Genomic DNA, 23,313 nt, shown 5'->3' on the forward strand with positions numbered 1-23,313 from the left:
TGCCGGCCGGCCCCGGTCAGCCGTTCGTGCCCAGCAGGCCGCGCAGCTCCTTCGGCAGAAGGTCGGTGCAGGCCTGCCTCGCCTCGTTGGTGAGGGCGTCGTTGGCGCAGGTGTAGTAGTCGCGGTAGACCAGCTGCGCGGTGAAGGACATGGCGACCAGGACGAGGGCCAGGGACGCCGTGACCAGACCGCTCACCGCCGCCGTGGTCTGGGGGCGGCCGGTCTGCCCGGGGGCCGGGCCGTCCGGGTCGGGGGTGCGGGGCTTGGCGCGCAGGGAGCTGATGCCCCAGTACAGGGCGAGGGCACCCAGCAGCAGGGCCGCGTACGCCCAGCTGAAGAGGGCAAAGAAGAAGGCCCACATGCCGCACAGCAGGGCGTAGCGGGCGCGGCGCTGGGCCGGGTCCGCCGGGTCCCAGCGCGGGCCCGGGGGCTGGCCGCCGCCCGGGGTCTCGGGGCTGCGGGGACGCTCGCCGAAGCCGTCGGGGGAGCGGCCGGGCTGGCGGTCGCTCCACTGCCGGCCCCAGGGCGAGCGGCCGCCGCCCTCCTGGGAGCCGCCCTCGTCGCCCGACGGGTGCCGCGGCTGCCAGGGGCGGTCCGGCGTGCCCTCAGGCGGCGGGGCGAAGGGGTTGTCCTCCTGGGAGCCGCGGCCGCGCGCGTCGCCGTCGCCCGAGGGGGCGTCGGGCGGGGAGGCGGGGCGCTCCCGCAGCAACACGGCGCCGCGCTCCCCTCCCTGCGCCGACTGCTGGGGGAACGTGAGGAGTCGCAGGCTGCGGTCCGGCATCAAGTGAGCGTCTTCCCCTTGGTGAATCACGACGTGTCGACGACGACCGGGCCGAACGTCCCGGCGGCTTGCGGCCCGGATCCGGCCCGGGCCCGTCCTTCCGTGAACGCGCGGTGCGCGCACGACGTTCCCGAGCCTTCCCGGCCCGGTTCCTTCCAGACGCTACCTTCCGGCCACGCCCCCGTCCCGTGGGGGCCGCCAGGTGTGCCGGTATCGTTGCTGACGGTCGACCGCTTCGTAGGCTTCCCCGTATCGGGGGACGCGAAGCATTCGTAGGAATGCACAAAGCGGAGCCTCGTGCGCCGGTCGTCCACGCACAGACGCTTCCCCGAGAAAGGCCCCCACCGTGGCCGCCAAGCCCGCGGACCGGCGCGCCAAGCGCCTCGTCGTGCTGGTCTCCGGATCCGGCACCAACCTGCAGGCGCTCCTCGACGAGATCGCCGCCACCGGACCCGAGGCCTACGGTGCCGAGGTCGTGGCCGTCGGCGCCGACCGCGAGGGCATCGAGGGGCTCGCGCGCGCCGAGCGCGCCGGACTGCCGACGTTCGTGTGCAAGGTCAAGGACCACGGCACCCGCGAGGAGTGGGACGCGGCCCTCGCCGCGGCCGTCGCCGCCCACGAGCCCGACCTGGTCGTCTCCGCCGGGTTCATGAAGATCGTCGGCAAGGAGTTCCTCGCGCGGTTCGGCGGGCGGTTCGTCAACACCCACCCCGCGCTGCTGCCCAGTTTCCCGGGAGCCCACGGCGTGCGGGACGCGCTCGCGTACGGCGCCAAGGTCACCGGCTGCACCGTCCACTTCGTCGACGACGGCGTCGACACCGGACCCATCATCGCCCAGGGCGTGGTGGAGGTCCGGGACGAGGACGACGAGAGCGCGCTGCACGAGCGCATCAAGGAAGTCGAGCGAAGGCTGCTCGTCGAGGTCGTGGGGCGGCTCGCCCGCAACGGCTATCGCATCGAGGGACGAAAGGTAGTTATCCAGTGACCGCCGAGAGCAACAAGCGGCCCCTTCGCCGGGCGCTCGTCAGCGTCTACGACAAGACCGGGCTCGAGGAACTCGCGCGCGGCCTGCACGAGGCCGGTGTCGAGCTCGTCTCCACCGGGTCCACGGCCGCGAGGATCGCCGGCGCCGGCGTCCCCGTCACCAAGGTCGAGGAGCTCACCGGCTTCCCCGAGTGCCTGGACGGCCGCGTCAAGACCCTGCACCCGAAGGTGCACGCCGGCATCCTCGCCGACCTGCGGCTGGAGGACCACCGGAACCAGCTCGCCGAGCTCGGTGTCGAGCCGTTCGACCTCGTCGTCGTCAACCTGTACCCGTTCCGCGAGACCGTCGCCTCGGGCGCCTCGCCCGACGAGTGCGTCGAGCAGATCGACATCGGCGGCCCCTCGATGGTGCGCGCTGCCGCCAAGAACCACCCGTCGGTCGCCGTCGTCACCAACCCGGCCCGCTACGCCGACGTCCTCGCCGCGGTGCGTGACGGCGGCTTCGACCTGGCCACCCGCCGACGCCTGGCCGCCGAGGCCTTCCGGCACACGGCCGCGTACGACGTGGCGGTCGCGAGCTGGTTCGCGAGTTCCTACGCGCCCGTCGACGACTCGCAGTTCCCCGACTTCCTCGGCGCCACCTGGGAGCGCGCGCACACCCTGCGCTACGGCGAGAACCCGCACCAGCCCGCCGCCCTCTACCTCTCCACGGCGTCGGCCGGCGGCTCCGCCGCGGGCGGCGGCCTCGCCCAGGCCGAGCAGCTGCACGGCAAGGAGATGTCGTACAACAACTACACGGACACGGACGCCGCCCGCCGTGCCGCGTACGACCACGACGAGCCGTGCGTGGCGATCATCAAGCACGCCAACCCGTGCGGCATCGCGATCGGCGCCGACGTCGCCGAGGCGCACCGCAAGGCGCACGCCTGCGACCCGCTGTCCGCGTTCGGCGGGGTCATCGCCGTCAACCGGCCGGTGTCCAAGGAGATGGCCGAGCAGGTCGCGGAGATCTTCACCGAGGTCATCGTCGCGCCCGGCTACGAGGAGGGCGCCCTGGAGGTGCTCACCAGGAAGAAGAACATCCGCGTGCTGCGCTGCCCCGACGGCCCCTCCGACCGCGTCGAGGTCAAGCCGATCGACGGCGGCGCGCTGCTGCAGGTCACGGACCGGCTGCAGGCCGACGGCGACGACCCGGCGAACTGGACCCTGGCCACCGGCGAGGCGCTGGGCGAGGCCGAGCTCGCGGACCTCGCCTTTGCCTGGAAGGCGTGCCGGGCCGTCAAGTCCAACGCCATCCTCCTCGCCAAGGACGGCGCCTCGGTCGGCGTCGGCATGGGCCAGGTCAACCGCGTCGACTCCTGCAGGCTGGCGGTGGAGCGGGCGGGCGCCGAGCGCGCCCGGGGTTCGTTCGCCGCGTCCGACGCCTTCTTCCCCTTCCCCGACAACATCGACGTGCTGAGCGCCGCCGGGGTCAGGGCCATCGTCCAGCCGGGCGGTTCGGTCCGTGACGAGCAGGTCGTCGAGGCCGCCGAGAAGGCCGGCATCACGATGTACTTCACGGGCACGCGCCACTTCTTCCACTAGGAGCGCGCGCCGGACGGCCTCCGGTCCTCCCCCGCGGGGGAGGACCGGAGGCCGCCGTCGTGTGGGCCGGCCGACCGGCGGACAGGCCCGGGACGGGCGCCCGCGGGTGCCGGGCCGGGCCCGGATTGGAACCGGGACCCGGTCATCCGCGAGGATGGGGGCCATGACCGCCCAGATTCTCGATGGCAAGGCCACCGCAGCCGCGATCAAGTCCGATCTGACCGCCCGCGTGGCGGCGCTGAAGGAGAAGGGCGTCACGCCCGGCCTCGGCACGATCCTGGTCGGGGACGACCCCGGCAGCCAGAAGTACGTCGCCGGCAAGCACCGCGACTGCGCCCAGGTGGGCATCGCCTCCATCCAGCGCGAACTGCCCGCCACGGCCACCCAGGCGGAGATCGAGGCGGTCGTCCGCGAGCTGAACGAGGACCCGGCCTGCACCGGCTACATCGTCCAGCTGCCGCTGCCCAGGGGCATCGACGAGAACCGCATCCTGGAGCTGATGGACCCGGACAAGGACGCCGACGGCCTGCACCCGATGAACCTCGGGCGCCTCGTCCTCAACGAGCCCGCCCCGCTGCCCTGCACCCCCAACGGCATCCTCACCCTGCTGCGCCGCTACGGCGTGGAGCTCAAGGGCGCCGAGGTCGTGGTCGTGGGCCGCGGCGTGACCATCGGCCGCCCGATGCCGCTGCTGCTGACCCGCCGCAGCGAGAACGCCACCGTGACCCAGTGCCACACCGGCACCCGCGACCTGTCGGCGCACTTGAAGCGCGCGGACGTGGTCATCGCCGCGGCCGGCTCCGCCCACCTGATCCGGCCCGAGGACGTCAAGCCGGGCGCGGCCGTCCTCGACGTCGGCGTCTCCCGCAGCGCCGAGGGCAAGATCGTGGGCGATGTCCACCCGGACGTCGCGCAGGTCGCCGGCTTCCTGTCCCCGAACCCCGGCGGGGTCGGCCCGATGACCCGCGCCCAGCTGCTCGTCAACGTGGTCGAGGCGGCGGAGCGCAGTGTCGGCTGAGGGCAGGACCGGGGGCGGTCCCGAGCGGACCGGCACGGCCGACGGGACGGGCACGGCCGACGGGACCGCCGCGACCGCCGGCACCGACACGGGCGTCGGGACCGCCGCGACCGCCGGCACCGACACGGGCGTCGGGACCGACGAGACCGGCGAGATCACGGTCCGGGACCCCATCAGCGCGCCCGACGCCGAGGGGCGGCCGCGGCGCGTCACCCGCCGCTTCCCGCTGTTCACCAGGGACACCGCGCCCCCCGAGGGCGGCGGCCGGGCCGCGCCCGGTGACGCCCCGGCGCCCGCCCGGCAGTGGCCCGTCCTCGCCGTGCTGAGCGTGGCCGGGCTCGGCCTGCTGCTGACCGCGCTGGACCTGTTCCGCCCGGGCACGCTGCTGATCGGGACCGCGCTGCTCGGCGGCGCCGCGCTGCGCTGGCTCGTGCCCGACGTCGGCATGCTCGCCGTGCGCTCCCGCTTCACGGACATCGTCACGTACGGCGTGCTGGGCCTGGTGATCGTCCTGCTGGCGATGATGGCGCAGCCGACGCCGTGGCCGTGGCTGGAGGTCCCGTTCCTGAAGGACATGCTGCACTTCACGGTGAGCGGTTAGCGGTCGGCCGGGCGGCGGCCCGTCCCCTCCCCCGTGGGAGGACGGGCCGCCGCCGGGGACAACCCTGCTGCACCGCGAAGGGGCCGTTCAACGTCTGTCCGTGCGCTGTGGCACGGAAGTGACCGTTCCGCTACGTGCCTCCGACCCCCGTCCCGGTGTGCGCCGCGGTGCGCGGGGCCGCCGGGGCCCGTGTGTACGCATCTGTGGTTTCTGTGTGTCGATGTATTGACAGTATTGACAGTGTTGACAAGTTCGCGGATTCGGTGCGAAGTGGTCCGATGGCAGGGCTAACGTGGAAAACCGGGACGGTCCGGGGCGCCCCGAACGCCGGCCGAGGGCCCTGTGCGGTGAGGGGGACCGCCGATGGGACACTGGACCGCGAGCGGCCGGGCGTGCAACGGTGCGTGCCCGCGCCCCTGACGCTCCCGTGCGCCCCCACCCCGGGAACTGAGATCCTGGCCGGGCGCATCCCTGTGGGTAGCCAGACCGGGGACTCGGCCGAGGGCACCTTGCGCGGGGGAAACACCAGCACGAACCGGGGGGAAGAGGGGGGTAGCAATGCCTCGTTGGAGGGCCTTGCCCGATGAACTCGATCCGCAGATCAGGGAGTTCACCAGCCAGCTGCGGCGGCTCGTGGACCGCAGCGGCCTGAGCATCGCGTCGGTGGCCGACCGCACGGGCTACAGCAAGACGTCCTGGGAGCGCTACCTGAACGGCCGGCTCCTCGCGCCCAAGGGCGCGATCGTGGCCCTGGCCGAGGTCACCGGGACCAACCCGGTCCATCTGACCACCATGTGGGAGCTCGCCGAGCGCGCCTGGAGCCGCTCGGAGATGCGCCACGACATGACCATGGAGGCGATCCGGATCTCGCAGGCGCGCGCGGCGCTCAGCGAGTTCGGCGCGGCGCCCCGGACCGACGCCGGCGGCGGACCGGCCCGCAAGGGCCGCAGCGCCACGGTCACGCCGGGCGTCGCCGGTCCGGCGGGCGTGGTGCCCAGCGTGCCGCAGCAGCCGACGGCTCCGGAGGTCCAGGACTCGGCGGGCGGCGTGCGCGACGCACGGGAGGACGCCGGGCGGTCCGGTTCCCCGGAGGTCAATTCCTGGGGGATCGCCGGGTACCGGGGCCCTTCGGGCACGGCCGGACGCGCGGCGGGTGCCGGTGCCGGCGCCCGCCCGGGTGCCGTCCCGGGGTCCGGCGCCGCGCCCGCGGGGCCCGGCGGGGACGGCCGGACGCACGGCGGGCCGCCGCGCGGCGGCGTCCGGCCCCCGTCCGGCGCCGGCGGCGCTCCGGGCAAGGGGCGCATGACGATGTTCCTCGCCGGAGTGGTGGGGGTGCTGGTGGTGATCGCCGGCGCGTTCCTCCTCCTCGGCGGCGGGGACGGGAAGAACGAGGGCGGTGCCGAGCGGCCCTCCCCGTCCGTGAGCGCCGACCCGGACCTGCCGGCCGGGGTGAAGTGCAGCGGGGACGGCTGCACCGGCAAGGACGCGGAGCGCATGGGGTGCAGCGGTGACCTGGTCACCACGGCCAAGACCGCGACCGTCGGCACGACCGTCGTGGAGGTCCGCTACAGCGAGACCTGCCGGGCCGCGTGGGGCCGCATCACCCAGGCGGCGCAGGGCGACCAGGTCCGGGTGACCGCCGGGAAGGCCAGGCAGAGCGGGAGCATCACGGCGGTCGGGGACGCGATCGCGTACACGCCGATGGTCGCGGTGAAGGACGCGGACGAGGCCACGGCGTGCGTGACGCTGGCGTCCGGCCAGAAGGGCTGCACGGAGTGACCGGGCGGCCGGAACCGGTGTGATGACCGGCCGGACCCGGTGTGATGACCGGCTGGTGCCGGTGCGGTGACCGGCCGGACCCGGTGTGATGACCGGTCGGCGCCGGTGCGGGGCCGGCCGCGGACCGGCCGCCCGTCCGCCGGGGCCGGACAGGTCCCGGCCGCCCGCGAGGAAGAATCGGCGTTTCCCGGGAATGGGCCGGCCGGGGCGGGGCAGGCGGAAGGTACCCCCACGGGAGTCCGGCACGGTCGGTTCCCCTGTACGGCGGCCGCCTTCGTCCCCCCTCTCCCGGACGGGCGGCCGCCTCTCGTGTGCGGGGCCGGCTCTGTGGGGTGGGCCACACGGGCCCGGCCGTCCGGGATGCCGGATGCGCGATAGCCTGACCGCTGATCTCTCTTGACGCCAAGAGATCGATCAAACGCCCGGGGCAGGGACGCCCCACCGCCAGCTGTCATACGGAGAACGCCATGACCCGCACTCCCGTGAACGTCACCGTCACCGGCGCGGCCGGCCAGATCGGTTACGCCCTGCTCTTCCGCATCGCCTCCGGCCAGCTGCTCGGCGCGGACGTGCCGGTCAGGCTGCGCCTCCTGGAGATCACGCCCGCGCTGAAGGCGGCCGAGGGCACGGCCATGGAGCTCGACGACTGCGCGTTCCCGCTGCTCCAGGGCATCGACATCACGGACGACCCGAACGTCGCCTTCGACGGCGCCAACGTCGCCCTCCTGGTGGGCGCCCGCCCGCGCACCAAGGGCATGGAGCGCGGTGACCTCCTGGAGGCCAACGGCGGCATCTTCAAGCCGCAGGGCCAGGCCATCAACGCCCACGCCGCGGACGACATCCGCGTCCTGGTCGTCGGCAACCCGGCCAACACCAACGCGCTCATCGCGCAGGCCGCCGCCCCGGACGTCCCGGCCGAGCGCTTCACCGCGATGACCCGCCTGGACCACAACCGCGCCCTGACCCAGCTGTCGAAGAAGACGGGCGTCCCGGTCTCCGAGATCAAGAAGCTGACGATCTGGGGCAACCACTCCGCCACCCAGTACCCCGACATCTTCCACGCCACCGTCGCCGGCAAGAACGCCGCCGAGGCCGTCAACGACGAGAAGTGGCTGGCCGAGGAGTTCATCCCGACCGTCGCCAAGCGCGGCGCCGCCATCATCGAGGCCCGCGGCGCCTCGTCGGCCGCCTCCGCCGCCAACGCCGCCGTCGACCACATCTACTCGTGGGTCAACGGCACCCCGGAGGGCGACTGGGTCTCCATGGGCATCCCGTCGGACGGCTCCTACGGCGTCCCGGAGGGCCTGATCTCCTCCTTCCCGGTCACCTGCAAGGACGGCAAGTACGAGATCGTCCAGGGGCTGGAGATCAACGAGTTCTCCCGCGCCCGCATCGACGCCTCCGTCAAGGAGCTCGAGGAGGAGCGCGAGGCGGTCCGCGGCCTCGGCCTCATCTGAGCCGTCCACGGCTCTCCCGCCGGCCCCCGCACAGGCCCCGCCCCGGTTCCTCCGGAGCGGGGCCTGCGGCCGCTCGGGGGAACCCGGGCGGGCGGCCGGTCAGCTCCCGGGGGATGCCAGCCGCTTCTCGAACCAGTGGTGGGCGTAGACGTGGTCGGCGTACGCCGGGATCTCCGTGTAGCCACAGGACCGGTACATCGCCTGCGCCTCGGTGAGCACCGCGTGCGTGCCGAGCCGTACCAGCGTCCAGCCGCGGCCGAGGGACTCCGCCTCCAGCGCGGCCAGCAGGCGGCGGGCGAGGCCGAGGCGGCGGGCGTCCGGGTGGACCCACACGTGCCGGATCTCGCCGGCGTCCGCGTCCAGCCGGCGCAGCGCGCCGCACCCCACCGGGCGGCCCTCCTCGCAGGCGACGAAGAAGGCGCCCGCGTCCCCGGACACCTCCTGCGGCGCCACCAGGTCGGACCTGCCGAAGCCCTCGGGGAAGCGGGTGTCGAGGTCGGCGGCGTACGCGTCCAGGCAGGCGCGCGCGTCCGGGGCGTGGCCGTCGACGCGTTCGACGGTGACGGCCGCGAGCCGCAGCAGGCGCTGGGCGGTCGCCATGGCCTCGGTGAGCCGCCGGCGCTCGGAGGGGCCGAGCCCCGCCAGGACGCCGGTGGCGAGCGCGTCGGCGCGCCGGTTCTGCTCCTGGACCTCGACGCGTCCGGCCGGGGTCAGTTCGACCATGCGCAGCCGGTTGTCGTCGGGGTGCGCGCTCAGCCGGACCATGCCCTGCGCCTCCAGCGTCCTCGTCATGCGGCTGAGGTATCCGGCGTCCAGGCCCAGGCGGGTCCTGAGCTCGCGCAGGGACACCGCCCCGCCGGGGTGCCCGGCGATCTCGAACAGCAGGCGGGCCTCGCCGAGCGGGCGGTCCTGGCCCAGGTAGTGGTCGTTCAGAACACCGATACGGCGGGTGAAGTAGCGGTTGAAGCGGCGGAAGGCCGCCACCTGCTCCGTCGGCACCGACTCCATTCTTTGACTTTAGTCAAAGAACTCCGGGAGGTCCATGGCGACCCGGGTGCCGGAAAGGGCGGCGCGGAGGAAGGGGGTGGCGCTGGAGGGAGGCGGCACCGGAAGGGGGCGGCACCGGAAGGGGGCGGCCCCGCGGAGGGGCGGGTTTCACACGATCCCTCACTTGACAATCCGGTTCTGTGCGGCCCCACTCGTCCCCTAAGCTGATGGGGTTTCAGTCTCTGAGGTCCGCAAGGGACTTGTCGCGCATCGGGGGAGCGCCGTGAGCACCGCACACCTGCCGCAACAGCCGCCACACACGGACACCGGAACGCCGGCGGACCTTCCGCCGCCCACGCCGCCGCACGCCAGCGAGGCCACCCGGCTGCTGTGCGCGGGCGCGTACCTGGATTCCGGCTACCGGGACCGCGTCATCGACGAGCTGTACCTCAACGAGCAGCGGATCGTGGCCCCGTCCCTCGGCTTCGACGCGGCCCGGGTCCTCGCGCACGCGCTGCGGGCCAGGCGGCAGGAGCTGCTGTGGTCCGCGGCCGTCGTCGCGCTGTGGGTGGTCGGCATGCCGCTGAGCGGCTGGCTGCTGGCCCTCTTCCTGTGGCCCAGTGTGCTGCTCGCCCTGGCGCCCTGGGTCAGGGGCCGAGCGGAGCAGCCGCACCTGTACCGGCGGATCATCGCGTTCCTGATGCGCTGGTGGGGCCGTGCCACGTTCGTGGTGTTCCTGGCCGTCCTGGTCCTCGTCGCGTTCGGCGGCGGCGCGGACGACGGCTCCTCGTACGGGTCCTCCTCCGGTTCCTACGATCCCTACGGCTACGGCGGCTCCGGCGAGCTGGACGTCGGCGACGTGGTGGCCCCCTCCCTCGACGGCGCCACCGGGATGGCCGAGGTGTGGCAGGCCTGGTTCGGGATCGCGGTGCTCGTGCTCATCGCGCTGTGCGCGGCCGCGCAGCGCGACCAGTTCGCCCGCGCGCTCACCGCCGAACTGTCCCCGCGGCGCTTCCCGAACGCCTCCGAGGACCCCGCCGAACACGCGGAGGGCCACCGCTTCCGGCGGCTGATGGGGCGCATCCGGCTGGAACAGCACGCGCCGCTGGTCATGTACCACGAGGCGCGCCCGTTCTGCGGGGCCGGAGCGGCGTACGACACCTGGGTGCTCGCCGTCGAACTGCGGCCGGACCCGGAGAAGGAGCAGCAGCCGCTCAGCAACCGCGTCGTCCTCGACCGGGTCCGGCCCCTGCTCGAACAGCTGCGCACGCCCTCCGAGTACGCGGGTGCCGGGGTGCGCGACCGGCTGCGCCGGCTGGAGATCGACGAGTGCGTGTTCCTGCCCGCCGAGGGGCTCTCCCGCCGCGAGGAGGCCCCCTACGGCCCGCACGAGTTCGAACGGCACCGGGCGCGTGCCGTCGAGGAGGGCGCCGAGAAGCGGCGGCACTTCCTGCGCATCCGGGTCGGCGGCTGGGAGGAGGAGCTGGTCGTCACCGTCTTCGTACGGGTCCACACGCAGGGCCGCATGCTCATGCTGGAGATCGCCCCGCACGTGCTGACCCCGGTGCGCGCGGACTTCAAGGACGCCGACCGCGCCGCCCACCGGTTCCGCCACAACAGCGTGCTGGGCAAGGCGGCCGGGGCGTTCGCCCTGGTGCCCGGCTCCGCGGGCCGCTCCCTGGTCACCCTCGCCCGGGGCCTGGGGTACGCGTGGCGGCTGCTGACCGGCGGCCACGCGGGCGCGCTGCCCGACGGCCCCGCCGTCTCCGTGCGCGAGCTGGCCTCGGTGCCCGTCGGCTCCACCTTCCAGGAGATGGACGCCACCCGCTACCTCAGGAGCATCCAGGACCGCGTCGGCAACGGGGTGCGCCTGGCCCTGGCCGACGCCGGCTACCAGACCGGCGAGTTCGTGCAGAAGATCGTCAACTTCAGCAGGGGCGCCGTGCAGATCGACCACGCCGAGGGTGCCACGTTCGCCGTCGGCGGTGACGCCCGTGCCACCTCCACGACCGGCGGCCCCCGGCCGCAGAAGGGATCCGACTAGCCATGGCCTCCCAGGAGCCGAGCGTCCACATCGGCAACGCGTCGCACGCCACCTTCGCCATCGGCAGCCACGCGCACGCCGAGAGCCACCACCACGGCGCCCCGGCGGAGCGCGACGCGGCGGCCGAGGAGCTGCTGAACGCCGTACGCGAACTGCGCGCCGATCTGACCCGGGTGCGCGAGAGCGAGCAGACCGCACGGCTGGAGGCGGCCCTCGCGGAGACCGAGGAGGAGATCGCCCGCACCGGCACGGCCGGCGAGGGCCGCCTCCAGCGGCTGCGGGAACTGCTCGACGACGCCCAGGCCGTCCTGGCGCTGTTCGCGTCGGCGGGGACCGTCGCCGGGCTGCTCGGCATGTGAGGACCGGGGACGCGGCTCGTGGAGACCTGAGAGGAGTGCGATGAGCGGGGGACCGAGGTACTGGAACGAGGAGACCCAGCGCTGGGAGGACGGCACCGGGGGGACGGCCCCGGCCACCCCGCCCCCGCCGCCCCGCCCCGGCTCCCCGCCCCCCGTGCCGCAGGGCCGCGGCGGCGGGCAGCCGGACGGTGCGGCCTGGTCCGCCCCCGAGGTGCCGTACGACGACTCCTGGACCGTCGCCGACCGGGCGGCCCCGGGGCCGCCCGCCGCCCGCGGGCACAGCCGCCGGCTGGTGTGGTCCGTGCTGGGCGGGGCCGTCGCGGCCGGAGTCGCCGCGGCCCTGGTGCTGACCCTGCTGGTCGGTGACGGCGACGGCGCGGACGGTCCGGGCGGCGGCAGGGACGACGGTGCGGTGCCGGCGAGCACCTCCCCGACGGCCGGACCGTCGTCGCCGGGCACGCCGGGCACCGGGCCTACCACCGACGATCCGGGCACGCCGTCCGCCGACGACCCGGCCACGCCGTCCGACCCGGCCGCCGGGCTCCCCGCCGGATACGAGCTCCACGAGGACGCCGAGGGCTTCACCCTCGCCCGGCCGCCGGGCTGGACGCGCCGGGCGGTGCCCTCCCAGTACGGGATGGACGTGGTCCATTACCGCAGTGCGGACGGCGAACGGCGGCTGCAGGTGTTCGAGGTGGAGGAGGCGTCCCCCGAGGCGTCCTTCGACCTGTTCCTCTCCGACGCGACACCGAAGGCCGCGGGCTTCAGGAAGCTGTCCCTGCGGCAGCTGGACGACGGCGGCGTCACCGGCGCCCGGCTCGAGTACCTCGCCGCCTCGATCAAGGGCGAACCCGACGTCGGCACCTGGCACGTCGTCGACGACCGGTTCCGGGCCGCGGACGGCAGGGTGTACGCGATCGCCGCCTACGGTCCCGACGCGGACGGCCGCGAGGACGAACGCGAACTGCTCGACACGGCCCGCCGCCACTTCTGCCCGCCGCACACGACCTGCGCGGCGGACCCGGCACTGGACTGAGCCCGGCGACGGAGGCCAACCGGCTCGGCACCGCGGCCTTTTGTTCCGCTCCGCCCGCATTTCCCGTGACGCAGCGCACTTTCGGCCATGGATCGCGCATGCATCCCGGGGGCCAGGGCAGGTGCACCCGGTCCGTGAGTGACCCGCATGTCACACAGGGGCACTGAACAGGAACGGAAGGCTTGACCGAGCATGGCCGAAAGTACGGAACTCCAGGCGCGCGCCACCATCCACGCGGGAGGGGAGTGGCGAGCGGCCGTCTCCGGCGCCACGCGCGAGATCCTCGACCCCGCGGACGCCCTGCCGTTCGCCGTGGTCGCGGAGGGCGACGAGCGGGACGCCGACCTGGCGGTCGCCGCCGCCCGGCGCGCCTTCGACGAGGGCGAGTGGCCCCGCACGCCCGTCGCCGAGCGCGCCGCGCTGCTGCGCCGCGTCGCCGACCTGCTCGTCCGCGACCGGGAGCGGCTCGGCCTGCTGGAGAGCCGCGACGCGGGCAAGACCCTCGAGGAGGGCCGGATCGACGTCGACTGCGTCGCCGACGCCTTCCGCTACTTCGCCGACCTGGTCGCCGCCGAGGCCCCGGGCCGTGTGGTCGACGCCGGCTCGCCCGACGTCCACAGCGTGGTCGTGCACGAGCCGGTCGGCGTCTGCGCGATGATCACGCCCTGGAACTACCCCCTGCTGCAGGCCAGTTGGAAGATCGCGCCCGCCCTCGCCGCCGGGAACACCTTCGTCGTCAAGCCCAGCGAGATCACCCCGCTGACGACCGTCGAGCTCGTCGGACTGCTGGTGGAGGCGGGCCTGCCCGCCGGCGTCGCCAACATCGTCACCGGCCCCGGCCACACGGTCGGCGCCCGGCTCGCCGAGCACCCCGACGTCGACCTGATCTCCTTCACCGGCGGCCTGGCCAGCGGCGTCAAGGTGGCCCGGGCCGCCGCCCCGAGCGTGAAGAAGGTCGCCCTCGAACTCGGCGGCAAGAACCCCAACGTGGTCTTCGCCGACGCCTGCGCCACCGACGAGTCCTTCGACACCGCCGTCGACCAGGCGCTCAACGCGGCCTTCATCCACAGCGGCCAGGTCTGCTCGGCGGGCGCGCGGCTCATCGTCGAGGAGTCGGTCCGCGACCGCTTCGTCGCCGAGCTCGCCCGCCGCGCCCGCAGGATCAGGCTCGGCCGCGGCACCGAGGACGGCGTCGAGTGCGGCCCGCTCGTCTCCGAGCAGCATCGCGCCAAGGTCGAGGAGCACGTCGCCTCGGCGCTCGCGGAGGGCGCGGTGCTGCGCTGCGGCGGCAGGCGTCCCGAGCCGTCACCCCAGCGGCCGGAGCGCGGCTACTTCTACGAGCCCACCGTCCTGGACCGGTGCCACCGGGGGATGCGGGTCGTGCGCGAGGAGGTCTTCGGCCCGGTCCTCACCGTCGAGACCTTCCGCACCGAGGACGAGGCCGTCGCCCTCGCCAACGACACCGAGTACGGGCTCGCCGGCGCCGTGTGGACCGCCGACGCGGGCCGGGCCCGCCGGGTCGCGGGCCGGCTGCGCCACGGCACCGTCTGGATCAACGACTTCCACCCCTACCTCCCGCAGGCGGAGTGGGGCGGCTTCGGCAGGAGCGGAGTGGGCCGCGAGCTCGGCCCGGCCGGACTGGCCGAGTACCGCGAGACCAAGCACGTCTACCAGAACCTCGCGCCCAGGCCGGTGCGCTGGTTCGCGGGCTGAGCCGCCCCCTTTCGAGTGCGGCGCCCCCACGCACCGGGCCCGTCGAGACGCACCGAACGCACCGGGCCCTCCGAGACGCACCGAGAGAAGCACTTCGCCCACCTGTCCCCCATCCCCCCTGGAGTACCATGCCCATGGCCGATCACACCCACGAGTTCGACTACGTCGTCATAGGCGGCGGCACCGCCGGCTCCGTCATCGCCTCCCGGCTGACCGAGGACCCCGGCGTCACCGTCGCCGTCATCGAGGGCGGCCCCAGCGACGTCGGCCGCGACGACGTGCTGACCCTGCGCCGCTGGATGGGCCTGCTCGGCGGCGAGCTGGACTACGACTACCCGACCACCGAACAGCCCCGCGGCAACTCGCACATCCGGCACAGCCGCGCCCGCGTCCTGGGCGGCTGCTCCTCGCACAACACCCTCATCGCGTTCAAGCCGCTGCCCTCCGACTGGGACGAGTGGGAGGAGGCCGGCGCCAAGGGCTGGGGCGCGGCGCAGATGGAGGCGTACTACGCCCGTCTGCTCAACAACATCGTCCCGGTCGACGAGAAGGACCGGAACGCCATCGCCCGCGACTTCGTCGACGCCGCCCGGGCCGCGCTGGGCGTGCCGCGCATCGAGGGCTTCAACAAGGAGCCGTTCACCGAGGGCGCCGGCTTCTTCGACCTGGCCTACCACCCCGAGACCAACAAGCGCTCCTCGGCGTCGGTGGCGTACCTGCACCCGGTGATGGACGAGCGGCCCCACCTCACGCTCTTCCTGGAGACCTGGGCGTACCGGCTCCAGCTGAACGGCAGCCGCGCCGAGGGCGTCCACGTCCGCACCAAGGACGGTGAGGACCTGCTGGTCCGCGCCCGGCGCGAGATCCTGCTGTGCGCGGGCGCCGTCGACTCGCCCCGGCTGCTGCTGCACTCGGGCATCGGCCCCCGCGCGGACCTGGAGGCCCTCGGCATCCCGGTCGTCCACGACCTGCCCGGCGTCGGCGAGAACCTGCTCGACCACCCCGAGTCGGTGATCGTGTGGGAGACGAACGGCCCCCTGCCGGAGAACTCCGCGATGGACTCCGACGCGGGCCTGTTCGTGCGCCGCGACCCCGGCCGGCCGGGGCCCGACCTGATGTTCCACTTCTACCAGATCCCGTTCACGGACCATCCGGAGCGACTGGGCTACCGGCGGCCGGAGTTCGGCGTGTCGATGACCCCGAACATCCCCAAGCCGAAGAGCCGCGGCCGGCTGTACCTGAGGAGCGCGGACCCCGCCGAGAAGCCCGCGCTGGACTTCCGCTACTTCACCGACGAGGACGACTACGACGCCCGCACCCTCGTCGACGGCATCAGGATCGCCCGCGAGATCGCCGGCACCGAGCCGCTGGCCGGCTGGCTCAAGCGTGAGGTGTGCCCCGGCCCGGACGTCACGGGCGACGAGGAGCTGAGCGAGTACGCCCGCAGGGTCGCCCACACCGTGTACCACCCGGCGGGCACCTGCAAGATGGGCGCCCCGGACGACGAACTGGCCGTGGTCGACCCGGAGCTGAGGATCCGCGGCCTGGAGGGCATCCGCGTCGCCGACGCCTCCGTCTTCCCGACCATGACCACCGTGAACCCGATGATCGCCGTGCTCATGGTCGGGGAGAAGGCCGCCGACCTGATCGGGGGTGCCGCGTGACGACCACGACCGTGCGGACGCCCGCCGGGACGGCCCACCCCGTCTTCTCCGTCGAGGGCCTGTGGAAGATCTTCGGCCCCAAGGCCGACCGGATCCCCGGCGACCCCGAGCTCACCGCCCTCGACCCCGCCGAGCTGCGCGAGCGCACCGGCTGCACGGCCGCGGTGCGGGACGTCAGCTTCGACGTGCGCAAGGGCGAGGTCTTCGTCGTCATGGGCCTGTCCGGCTCCGGCAAGTCCACGCTGGTGCGCTGCCTGACCCGGCTGGTCGAGCCGACGGCGGGCACCATCGCCATCGACGGCGAGGACGTCCGCGCCATGGACAAGACCCGTCTGCGCGAACTGCGCCGGCACCGGGCCGCCATGGTCTTCCAGCACTTCGGCCTGCTGCCGCACCGCACGGTCCTCGACAACGTCGCCTACGGCCTGGAGATCCAGGGCGTCGGCCGGGCCGAGCGGCGCGAGCGGGCCGCCGAGGTCGTCGCCAAGGTCGGCCTGGAGGGCATGGAACAGCGCCGCCCCGGCCAGCTCTCCGGCGGTCAGCGCCAGCGCGTCGGCCTCGCCCGCGCCCTCGCCGTCGATCCCGAGGTGCTGCTCTTCGACGAGCCGTTCAGCGCGCTCGACCCCCTCATCCGGCGCGAGATGCAGGAGGAGGTGGTCCGGCTGCACCGCGAGGAGGGCCGCACGATGGTCTTCATCACCCACGACCTCACCGAGGCCCTCAAGCTCGGCGACCGCATCGCCCTGATGCGCGACGGCCGGGTCGTCCAGCTCGGCACCCCCGAGGAGATCGTGGGCTCGCCCGCCGACGCCTACGTCCGGGAGTTCGTCCGGGACGTGCCGCGCGAGCAGGTCATGACGGTCCGTACGGCCATGCGCAGCGCGACGGCCGACGAGGCGGGCAGCGGCCCTGCGGTCCGTCCCGACGCGACCGTCTCCGAGGCGATCGAGGCGGTCGCCCGGGCGGGCGCCCCGGCCCGTGTCGTGGACCACGGCCGCTGCCTGGGCGTGGTCGACTCCGACGCGCTGCTCGGGGTGGTGGCCGGGACGGAACAGCCCGTGGCCGCCGGCGGGGAGCGGCTCCCCGCGACGGGGACCGGCAGGGCGCCTTCCGGGGTGGTGAGGACGGCACCGCCCCTCGTGCCCGGAACGGAGCAGCCCAAGGAGGCGGTCTGATGGCGACGATCACCGCACAGGTCCCCCGCCCCGCGCTCCCCGGCGCCCTCAAGCACCCGGCCGTCCGCAAGCTGCTGCTGCTCGCCGTGGCCGCCGCGATCCTGGTGCCGCTCGCGGACGCCCGCTGGGCGAGCGGCAGCTGGCCCGGCGCGCTGACGGTCGACGTCTCCGGGCCGCTCACCGCGGCCAGCGACTGGATCATCGACAACCGGGACAGCCACCCGCTGTTCCTGTACTTCTTCGGCCACCTCAGCAACGCCGTCGTCATCGCCGTACGGGCCGTCTACCTGGCCCTGCTGGCACTGGGCTGGGCGGGCGTCACGGCGCTGGGCGCCCTCGTGGCGTGGCGCGTCGCCGGGCTCCGGCTCGCCCTCGGCACGGCGGTCGCGTTCCTCGCCTGCGGCGCGCTGGGCATGTGGGTGCCGACCATGCAGACGCTCGCCCTGATGGTGGTGGCCGTCGCCGCGTCCGTCGTCGTCGGCGCGCTGCTCGGTCTCGCCGCCGGGCTGTCCGGCCGTATGCACCGCGCGCTGCGCCCGGTGCTGGACACCATGCAGGTGCTGCCCGCCTTCGCCTACCTCCTGCCGGTGGTGCTGGTCTTCGGCATCGGCGTCCCCGCCGCCGTGCTGGCCACGGTCGTCTACGCCGCCCCGCCCATGGCCCGGCTCACCGCGCTCGGACTGCGCGGCGCCGACAAGGAGGTGCTGGAGGCGGTCGAGTCGCTGGGCGCCACCGCCCGGCAGCGGCTGCTGACCGCGCGCCTCCCGCTGGCCCGCAGGGAGATCCTCCTCGGCGTCAACCAGGCGATCATGATGGCGCTGTCCATGGCGGTCATCGCGTCGGTCATCGGCGCGGGCGGCCTCGGCGACCGCGTCTACCAGGCGCTCGCGACGGTCGACGTGGGCGCGGCGCTCGCGGCCGGCGTCCCGATCGTGCTGCTCGCCGTGGTCCTGGACCGGGTGACGGGCGCGGCGGGGGAGAGGATCGGCACCGCGCGCAGGGCCCCTCTGAAGTGGGTGTCCGCCCTGGCCGCCGCCGTCGCCGTCGCGGTGGCCGGACGCCTGGCGGGCCGTCTCGACTGGCCCGACGCCTGGACCGTCGGCATCGCCGGGCCCGTCAACCGCGCCGTCGACTGGATGACCGCGCACCTCTACTCGGGCGTGCCCGTCGTCGGCGGCACCGCCGACTGGGCGGGCCGCTTCACCGCCTGGGTGCTCGATCCGCTCCGGGACGGCCTGCACGGGCTGCCCTGGTGGTCCGTCCTGCTGATCGTCGCCGCCCTGGCCTGGCTGATCGGCACCTGGCGCACCGCGCTGACCGCCGTCCTCGCCATGACCGCGATCGGCGTGCTCGGCGTGTGGAAGCCGTCGCTGGACACGCTCTCGCAGGTGCTGGCGGCCGTCGCCGTCACCCTCGTCACCGGCTTCGCGACCGGTGTCGCGGCGGCCCGCAGCGACCGCGTCGAACGCCTGCTGCGGCCCGCCCTGGACGTCTTCCAGACGATGCCGCAGTTCGTGTACCTGATCCCGGTCGTCGCCCTCTTCGGCGTCGGCCGCGCCCCCGCCGTCGCCGCGGCCGTCGTCTACGCGCTGCCGGCCGTGGTCCGCATCACCGCCCAGGGCCTGCGCCAGGTCGACCCGGCCGCCCTGGAGTCCGCCCGCTCGCTCGGCGCGAGCGGCTTCCAGCAGCTGCGGCAGGTCCAGCTGCCGCTCGCCCGGCCGGCGCTGCTGCTCGCCGTCAACCAGGGCGTCGTCCTGGTCCTCGCCGTCGTCATCATCGGCGGCCTGGTCGGCGGCGGCGCCCTCGGCTACGACGTCGTCTTCGGTCTCGCCCAGGGCGACCTGGCCACCGGCCTGGTGGCCGGCGCGGCCATCGTCTGCCTCGGCCTGATGCTGGACCGGGTGACGCAGCCGACGGACCGCCGTACGAGGAGGGGAGCCTGAGATGTTCCGCACGCGCATCACGGCGGCCCTGGCGGTGCTGGCGCTGACCACCGGCTGCGGCGCCGCCGACATGACCCGGCAGGCCTCGCCGTTCGCGGACGCCCGGGGCGCGAGGACGGTCACCCTGTCCGTGCCCTCCTGGGTCGGCGCCCAGGCCAACGTGGCCGTCGTCGAGTACCTGCTGGAGCACGAACTCGGCTACCGCGTCGACACCGTCCAGATGGACGAGGTCCCCGCCTGGGACGCGCTCAGCCAGGGCCGGATCGACGCGCTCCTGGAGGACTGGGGCCACCCCGAGCAGGAGAAGCGGTACGTCGAGGAGAAGAAGACCATCGTGCGCGGCGGCGACCTCGGCGTCACCGGGCACATCGGCTGGTTCGTCCCGGACTACTTCGCCGAGCGGCACCCGGACGTGACGGACTGGAAGAACCTGAACAAGTACGCCGACCGGTTCCGCACCGCGGAGAGCGGCGGCAAGGGGCAGCTCCTGGACGGCTCGCCGGCGTACGTCACCCACGACAAGGCGCTGGTGAAGAACCTGAAGCTGGACTACCAGGTGGTCTTCGCCGGTTCGGAGGCCGCGCAGATCACCCAGATCGAACAGTTCGCCAAGGAGAAGAAGCCCTTCCTGACCTACTGGTACACGCCGCAGTGGCTGTTCGAGAAGGTGCCGATGACCGAGGTGAAGCTGCCGCCCTACAAGAAGGGCTGCGACGCCGACCCGGAGAAGGTCGCCTGCGCCTACCCGCACACGCCGCTGCAGAAGTTCCTCAACGCCGGCTTCGCGAAGGACGGCGGCAAGGCGGCGGCCTTCCTGCGGAAGTTCAAGTGGACGACCGAGGACCAGAACGAGGTCTCCCTGATGATCGCCGAGCGGAAGCTGCCGCCCGAGGAGGCGGCGAAGAGGTGGGTGGACGGCCACGCGTCCACGTGGAAGGCGTGGCTGCCCTGATCCCGGCGTCCTTGATCCCGGCGTCCTTGATCCTTACGCCCTTGATCCCTGGGCCCGCAGGGCCGCCGCGGTCTCCCGCAGCGCCGTGGCCGCCCGGCGCTGCAGTCCCGGCCCGAAGGTGATCCGGGTGGCCCCTCGCGCGCCGAGTCCGGCGGGCGAGGGGCCCTCGCCGTCCAGCCGGGCGAACACGTTGAGCGGTCCCTGGATCCCGGCCCGCAACAGCGGCAGCACCTCGGGCGGGGCGCCGATCGGGTACACGCAGTCGGCGCCCGCCGCCACGTACCGCGCGGCCCGCTCGACGGCACGCTCCGGGTCGGTGACCCCGCAGAGGAACGTGTCGACGCGCGCGTTGACGAAGAGCCGGCCGGCGGCCTCGGCCCGCACCTCGGCGAGCCGGTCGGCGTGCGCACGCGGGTCCTGGAGCACCCCGTCGGCGGAGTCCTCCAGGTTGCACCCCACGGCCCCCGCCTCCAGCAGCCGCTCCACCAGCTCCTTCGGCGCCAGGCCGTACCCTCCCTCGACGTCCGCCGACACCGGCACGTCCACGGCCCGTACGATCCGGGCGACCGCCGCGAACATCTCGTCGGCCGGCGTCCGCCCGTCCTCGTAGCCGAGGGAGGCGGCGACACCCGCACTGGGCGTCGCGAGCGCCGGGAACCCGGCCTCCTCGAACACCCGGGCACTGGCCGCGTCCCAGGGGCCGGGCAGGACCAGGGGGTCGCCGGGCGGCCGGCCGTGGTGCAGCTTCCGGAACGTCTCGGCCTTGCTCACGGTGTGTACCCCCCGGGCGGGATCCGGCGCGCGACCATCACCCGGTTCCAGTTGTTGATGGCGACGATCAGCGCGATGAGGCAGGCGAGCCGGACCTCGTCGAAGTGCCGGGCGGCCTCCTCGTACACCTCGTCGGGCACGTGGCCCGCCCCGGAGCCGGAAGCCCGAGAGGCGCCCCCGGCCAGGACCGTGACCGCCTCCGTCAGCGCGAGGGCCGCCCGCTCCCGCTCGTCGAAGACGCCCTCGGCCTCCTCCCGGGCGGCCAGCAGGCCGAGCTGCCGCTCATCGACCCCCTGCTTCCGGGTGATGGTCAGGTGCATGTCCAGGCAGAAGGCGCAGTGGTTGAGCTGGGAGGCCCGGATCATCACGAGCTCGGCGAGCGCGGGGTCGCCGAGCCCTCTCTTCGCGGCGGCGCTGAGGTCGGACATGGCCTGTCCGACCTCGCGGTCGAGGAGCGTCGTACGAGGGGTCACTTGTGCTGCCCCGGCCGGTAGTGGCCCGGCGTCATACGGCAGGTCACCCCGAACCGGTTCCAGGCGTTGATCACCGCGATCGCGGAGATCAGCTGGGCCAGTTCGGCCTCCTCGAAGTGCCGGGCGGCCTTCTCGTACACCTCGTCGGGCACGAAGCCGTCCGTCAGGACGGTCACGGCCTCCGTCAGCTCCAGCGCCGCGAGCTCCTTTTCGGTGTAGAAGTGCCGCGACTCCTCCCAGGCGCTGAGCTGCACGATGCGCTCGACGCTCTCGCCGGCCGCGAGCGCGTCCTTGGTGTGCATGTCCAGGCAGAAGGCGCAGCGGTTGATCTGGGAGGCGCGGATCTTCACCAGCTCGTACAGCGTCGGGTCGAGGCCCCGGCGGGCCGCCGCGTCGAGCCGGACCATCGCCTTGTAGACGTCCGGGACGAGCTTGGCCCACTCCAGGCGCGGGGTGGGTTCGGGGGCGTACTCCACGGTCGTGGCCTGCGGTGCGTGCGTCGTCATGCCTTCGACCCTAGGAACGAAGCAGCCCAGGAGTATGGTCCATTTCCATGGCGAGTCCGTGGGCCACTTTGGGTATCGACCTCCATCTGGAGCCGCGCGGTCCGGGCGTGCGCCGGGGCCTGACCGACGCGCTGCGCGAAGCCGTCCGCTCGGGCCGGCTGGCGCCCGGCACCCGGCTGCCGTCCTCCCGCGCGCTCGCCGCCGACCTCGGCATCGCCCGCAACACCGTCGCCGACGCCTACGCCGACCTGGTCGCCGAGGGCTGGCTCACGGCCCGGCAGGGCTCGGGCACCCGGGTCGCCGGCCACGCGGAGCCCCGGCCGGCCGGCCCGCCCGCCGCCCCGCACCGGAAGCCCGGCCGGCTCCCGTACAGCCTCGTCCCGGGCACCCCCGACCTGGCCTCCTTCCCGCGCGCCGAGTGGCTCAAGGCGGCCCGCCGCGCGCTCGCCGCCGCACCGAACGACGCCCTCGGCTACGGTGACCCGCGCGGCCGTGCCGAACTGCGCACCGCGCTCGCCGGCTATCTCGCCCGGGTGCGGGGCGTGCGCGCCGACCCCGAACGCATCGTCGTCTGCTCCGGGTTCGCGCACGGCCTGAAGCTGCTCGGCGAGGTGCTGCGCGCCCGCGGCCCGCGCACCCTGGCCGTCGAACCGTACGGCCTGGACGTGCACTGGAACCTCCTGGAGCGCACCGGTCTGCGCACCGTGCCGCTGCCCTTCGACGCGCTCGGCCCCCGCACGCAGGACCTGGACGGCGTACCGGCCGTGCTGCTCAACCCGGCGCACCAGTTCCCGATGGGCGGCGCCCTGCGCCCCGAGCGCCGCGCCGCCGCCGTCGACTGGGCGCGCCGCACCGGCGGGCTGATCCTGGAGGACGACTACGACGGGGAGTTCCGCTACGACCGCCAGCCCGTGGGCGCGCTCCAGGACCTCGACCCGGACCACGTGGTGTACCTGGGGACCGCCAGCAAGTCCCTCGCCCCGGGGCTGCGCCTGGGCTGGATGGTCCTGCCGCCGCGGCTCGTCCCGGAGGTCACCCGGTTCGGCGGCGGCTGGTCGCCGGGCGTCCTCGACCAGCTGACCCTCGCCGAGTTCATCACCTCCGGTGCCTACGACCGCCACGTCCGCGCGGCCCGGCTGCGCTACCGGCGCCGCCGCGACGCCCTCGTCCGGGCCGTCGCGGCCCGGGCGCCGGAGGTGCGGGTCGGCGGCATCGCGGCCGGCCTGCACGCCGTACTGCACCTCCCGCCCGGCACCGAGCGGTCGGTGGTCCAGGCGGCCGCCTGGCAGGGCCTGGCCGTCCACGGCCTGTCCCGCCACCGCCACCCGTCCGCCGCGGTGGACCCGCCCGACGCCCTGGTCGTCGGCTACGGCACCCCGCCGGACCACGCCTGGGCGGCCACCCTGGAAGCGCTGTGCAAGGCACTGCCGTGACCACACCGGGGCAAAACCCGCGAAACGGCGGGTGCCGGAGCGGTGTGCCAGGG

20 protein-coding genes are annotated in these 23,313 nt (G+C 74.2%); 15 read left to right on the forward strand and 5 right to left on the reverse strand.

Translation table 11 applies throughout. The features are described 5' to 3' along the window. Positions 1-16 precede the first annotated feature (16 nt). Positions 17-781, reverse strand: a complete 765-nt coding sequence (locus AB0L29_RS19750; protein WP_365828808.1) for a hypothetical protein — start codon at positions 779-781, stop codon at positions 17-19. A gap of 346 nt (positions 782-1,127) precedes the next feature. Here AB0L29_RS19750 and purN point away from each other — a divergent pair, with 346 nt between their 5' ends. From purN to AB0L29_RS19780, 6 genes are all read left to right on the forward strand, one after another. Then, positions 1,128-1,766 (forward strand): phosphoribosylglycinamide formyltransferase, encoded by a 639-nt coding sequence (gene purN, locus AB0L29_RS19755; protein ID WP_365828810.1) that lies wholly within the window; start codon positions 1,128-1,130, stop codon positions 1,764-1,766. Then, entirely contained in the window at positions 1,763-3,349 is a 1,587-nt protein-coding gene (gene purH, locus AB0L29_RS19760; RefSeq protein ID WP_365828812.1) for a bifunctional phosphoribosylaminoimidazolecarboxamide formyltransferase/IMP cyclohydrolase, read from the forward strand. The genes purN and purH overlap by 4 nt, the downstream gene beginning before the upstream one ends. Before the next feature lie 163 nt (positions 3,350-3,512). Next, the gene (locus AB0L29_RS19765) at positions 3,513-4,367 is read left to right on the forward strand and encodes a bifunctional methylenetetrahydrofolate dehydrogenase/methenyltetrahydrofolate cyclohydrolase (protein ID WP_365828814.1); all 855 of its coding nucleotides are present in this window, start codon (positions 3,513-3,515) and stop codon (positions 4,365-4,367) included. Continuing rightward, on the forward strand, positions 4,357-4,968 hold the full coding sequence (locus AB0L29_RS19770; protein ID WP_365828816.1) for a DUF3017 domain-containing protein: 612 nt from the start codon (positions 4,357-4,359) through the stop codon (positions 4,966-4,968). Before AB0L29_RS19765 ends, AB0L29_RS19770 begins: the two co-directional genes overlap by 11 nt. 576 nt (positions 4,969-5,544) lie before the next feature. Then, positions 5,545-6,747 (forward strand): DUF2690 domain-containing protein, encoded by a 1,203-nt coding sequence (locus tag AB0L29_RS19775; RefSeq protein ID WP_365828818.1) that lies wholly within the window; start codon positions 5,545-5,547, stop codon positions 6,745-6,747. Positions 6,748-7,214: 467 nt separating this feature from the next. After that, on the forward strand, positions 7,215-8,204 hold the full coding sequence (locus AB0L29_RS19780; RefSeq protein ID WP_365828819.1) for a malate dehydrogenase: 990 nt from the start codon (positions 7,215-7,217) through the stop codon (positions 8,202-8,204). 99 nt (positions 8,205-8,303) lie between these two features. Here AB0L29_RS19780 and AB0L29_RS19785 read toward each other — a convergent pair whose 3' ends face one another. Then, positions 8,304-9,212 (reverse strand): bifunctional helix-turn-helix transcriptional regulator/GNAT family N-acetyltransferase, encoded by a 909-nt coding sequence (locus AB0L29_RS19785; protein WP_365828821.1) that lies wholly within the window; start codon positions 9,210-9,212, stop codon positions 8,304-8,306. Between the two features lie 262 nt (positions 9,213-9,474). Between AB0L29_RS19785 and AB0L29_RS19790 the strand changes: the two genes are divergently transcribed. The 8 genes from AB0L29_RS19790 (at position 9,475) to AB0L29_RS19825 (ending at position 20,077) form a co-directional block, all read left to right on the forward strand. Beyond that, complete coding sequence (locus AB0L29_RS19790) at positions 9,475-11,235, forward strand: hypothetical protein (protein WP_365828823.1); 1,761 nt, start codon at positions 9,475-9,477, stop codon at positions 11,233-11,235. 2 nt (positions 11,236-11,237) lie between these two features. Then, positions 11,238-11,594, forward strand: coding sequence for a hypothetical protein (locus tag AB0L29_RS19795; protein WP_365828825.1), 357 nt, complete (start codon positions 11,238-11,240; stop codon positions 11,592-11,594). A gap of 40 nt (positions 11,595-11,634) precedes the next feature. Continuing rightward, on the forward strand, positions 11,635-12,630 hold the full coding sequence (locus AB0L29_RS19800; RefSeq protein ID WP_365828827.1) for a hypothetical protein: 996 nt from the start codon (positions 11,635-11,637) through the stop codon (positions 12,628-12,630). Positions 12,631-12,822: 192 nt separating this feature from the next. After that, positions 12,823-14,343 carry an aldehyde dehydrogenase family protein gene (locus tag AB0L29_RS19805; RefSeq protein WP_365828829.1) on the forward strand — a complete coding sequence of 507 codons (1,521 nt, stop codon included), beginning with the start codon at positions 12,823-12,825 and terminating at the stop codon, positions 14,341-14,343. Between the two features lie 134 nt (positions 14,344-14,477). Next, positions 14,478-16,007, forward strand: coding sequence for a GMC oxidoreductase (locus AB0L29_RS19810; protein ID WP_365828831.1), 1,530 nt, complete (start codon positions 14,478-14,480; stop codon positions 16,005-16,007). Continuing rightward, the gene (locus tag AB0L29_RS19815) at positions 16,004-17,182 is read left to right on the forward strand and encodes a glycine betaine/L-proline ABC transporter ATP-binding protein (RefSeq protein ID WP_365828832.1); all 1,179 of its coding nucleotides are present in this window, start codon (positions 16,004-16,006) and stop codon (positions 17,180-17,182) included. Before AB0L29_RS19810 ends, AB0L29_RS19815 begins: the two co-directional genes overlap by 4 nt. Beyond that, positions 17,182-19,125, forward strand: a complete 1,944-nt coding sequence (locus AB0L29_RS19820) for an ABC transporter permease subunit (protein ID WP_365828834.1) — start codon at positions 17,182-17,184, stop codon at positions 19,123-19,125. Before AB0L29_RS19815 ends, AB0L29_RS19820 begins: the two co-directional genes overlap by 1 nt. 1 nt (position 19,126) lies before the next feature. Further along, complete coding sequence (locus tag AB0L29_RS19825) at positions 19,127-20,077, forward strand: ABC transporter substrate-binding protein (RefSeq protein ID WP_365828836.1); 951 nt, start codon at positions 19,127-19,129, stop codon at positions 20,075-20,077. A gap of 33 nt (positions 20,078-20,110) precedes the next feature. Here AB0L29_RS19825 and AB0L29_RS19830 read toward each other — a convergent pair whose 3' ends face one another. Genes AB0L29_RS19830 through AB0L29_RS19840 form a run of 3 tightly spaced genes read right to left on the reverse strand, consistent with a single transcriptional unit; the run spans position 20,111 to position 21,827 of the window. Further along, on the reverse strand, positions 20,111-20,848 hold the full coding sequence (locus tag AB0L29_RS19830) for an isocitrate lyase/phosphoenolpyruvate mutase family protein (RefSeq protein ID WP_365828838.1): 738 nt from the start codon (positions 20,846-20,848) through the stop codon (positions 20,111-20,113). Then, positions 20,845-21,321, reverse strand: coding sequence for a carboxymuconolactone decarboxylase family protein (locus AB0L29_RS19835; protein WP_365828840.1), 477 nt, complete (start codon positions 21,319-21,321; stop codon positions 20,845-20,847). Before AB0L29_RS19835 ends, AB0L29_RS19830 begins: the two co-directional genes overlap by 4 nt. Further along, positions 21,318-21,827 (reverse strand): carboxymuconolactone decarboxylase family protein, encoded by a 510-nt coding sequence (locus AB0L29_RS19840; protein ID WP_365828842.1) that lies wholly within the window; start codon positions 21,825-21,827, stop codon positions 21,318-21,320. The genes AB0L29_RS19835 and AB0L29_RS19840 overlap by 4 nt, the downstream gene beginning before the upstream one ends. Before the next feature lie 47 nt (positions 21,828-21,874). On the opposite strand from AB0L29_RS19840, the gene AB0L29_RS19845 reads away from it, so the two are divergent. After that, positions 21,875-23,260: a PLP-dependent aminotransferase family protein gene (locus AB0L29_RS19845; RefSeq protein WP_365828844.1), complete on the forward strand. Its 1,386-nt coding sequence runs from the start codon at positions 21,875-21,877 to the stop codon at positions 23,258-23,260. Positions 23,261-23,313 lie beyond the last annotated feature (53 nt).

Origin of the sequence: Streptomyces sp. NPDC052701, assembly GCF_040678355.1 — a bacterium.
Taxonomy (GTDB): domain Bacteria; phylum Actinomycetota; class Actinomycetes; order Streptomycetales; family Streptomycetaceae; genus Streptomyces.

Bases quoted from the DNA above. Each gene is read 5' to 3' on its own strand.
- AB0L29_RS19840 (WP_365828842.1), bottom strand. From the start codon at position 21,827: ATGACGACGCACGCACCGCAGGCCACGACCGTGGAGTACGCCCCCGAA.
- AB0L29_RS19820 (WP_365828834.1), top strand. From the start codon at position 17,182: ATGGCGACGATCACCGCACAGGTCCCCCGCCCCGCGCTCCCCGGCGCC.
- AB0L29_RS19810 (WP_365828831.1), top strand. From the start codon at position 14,478: ATGGCCGATCACACCCACGAGTTCGACTACGTCGTCATAGGCGGCGGC.
- AB0L29_RS19750 (WP_365828808.1), bottom strand. From the start codon at position 781: ATGCCGGACCGCAGCCTGCGACTCCTCACGTTCCCCCAGCAGTCGGCG.
- AB0L29_RS19825 (WP_365828836.1), top strand. From the start codon at position 19,127: ATGTTCCGCACGCGCATCACGGCGGCCCTGGCGGTGCTGGCGCTGACC.
- AB0L29_RS19780 (WP_365828819.1), top strand. From the start codon at position 7,215: ATGACCCGCACTCCCGTGAACGTCACCGTCACCGGCGCGGCCGGCCAG.
- AB0L29_RS19795 (WP_365828825.1), top strand. From the start codon at position 11,238: ATGGCCTCCCAGGAGCCGAGCGTCCACATCGGCAACGCGTCGCACGCC.
- AB0L29_RS19800 (WP_365828827.1), top strand. From the start codon at position 11,635: ATGAGCGGGGGACCGAGGTACTGGAACGAGGAGACCCAGCGCTGGGAG.
- AB0L29_RS19765 (WP_365828814.1), top strand. From the start codon at position 3,513: ATGACCGCCCAGATTCTCGATGGCAAGGCCACCGCAGCCGCGATCAAG.
- AB0L29_RS19805 (WP_365828829.1), top strand. From the start codon at position 12,823: ATGGCCGAAAGTACGGAACTCCAGGCGCGCGCCACCATCCACGCGGGA.
- AB0L29_RS19845 (WP_365828844.1), top strand. From the start codon at position 21,875: ATGGCGAGTCCGTGGGCCACTTTGGGTATCGACCTCCATCTGGAGCCG.
- AB0L29_RS19785 (WP_365828821.1), bottom strand. From the start codon at position 9,212: ATGGAGTCGGTGCCGACGGAGCAGGTGGCGGCCTTCCGCCGCTTCAAC.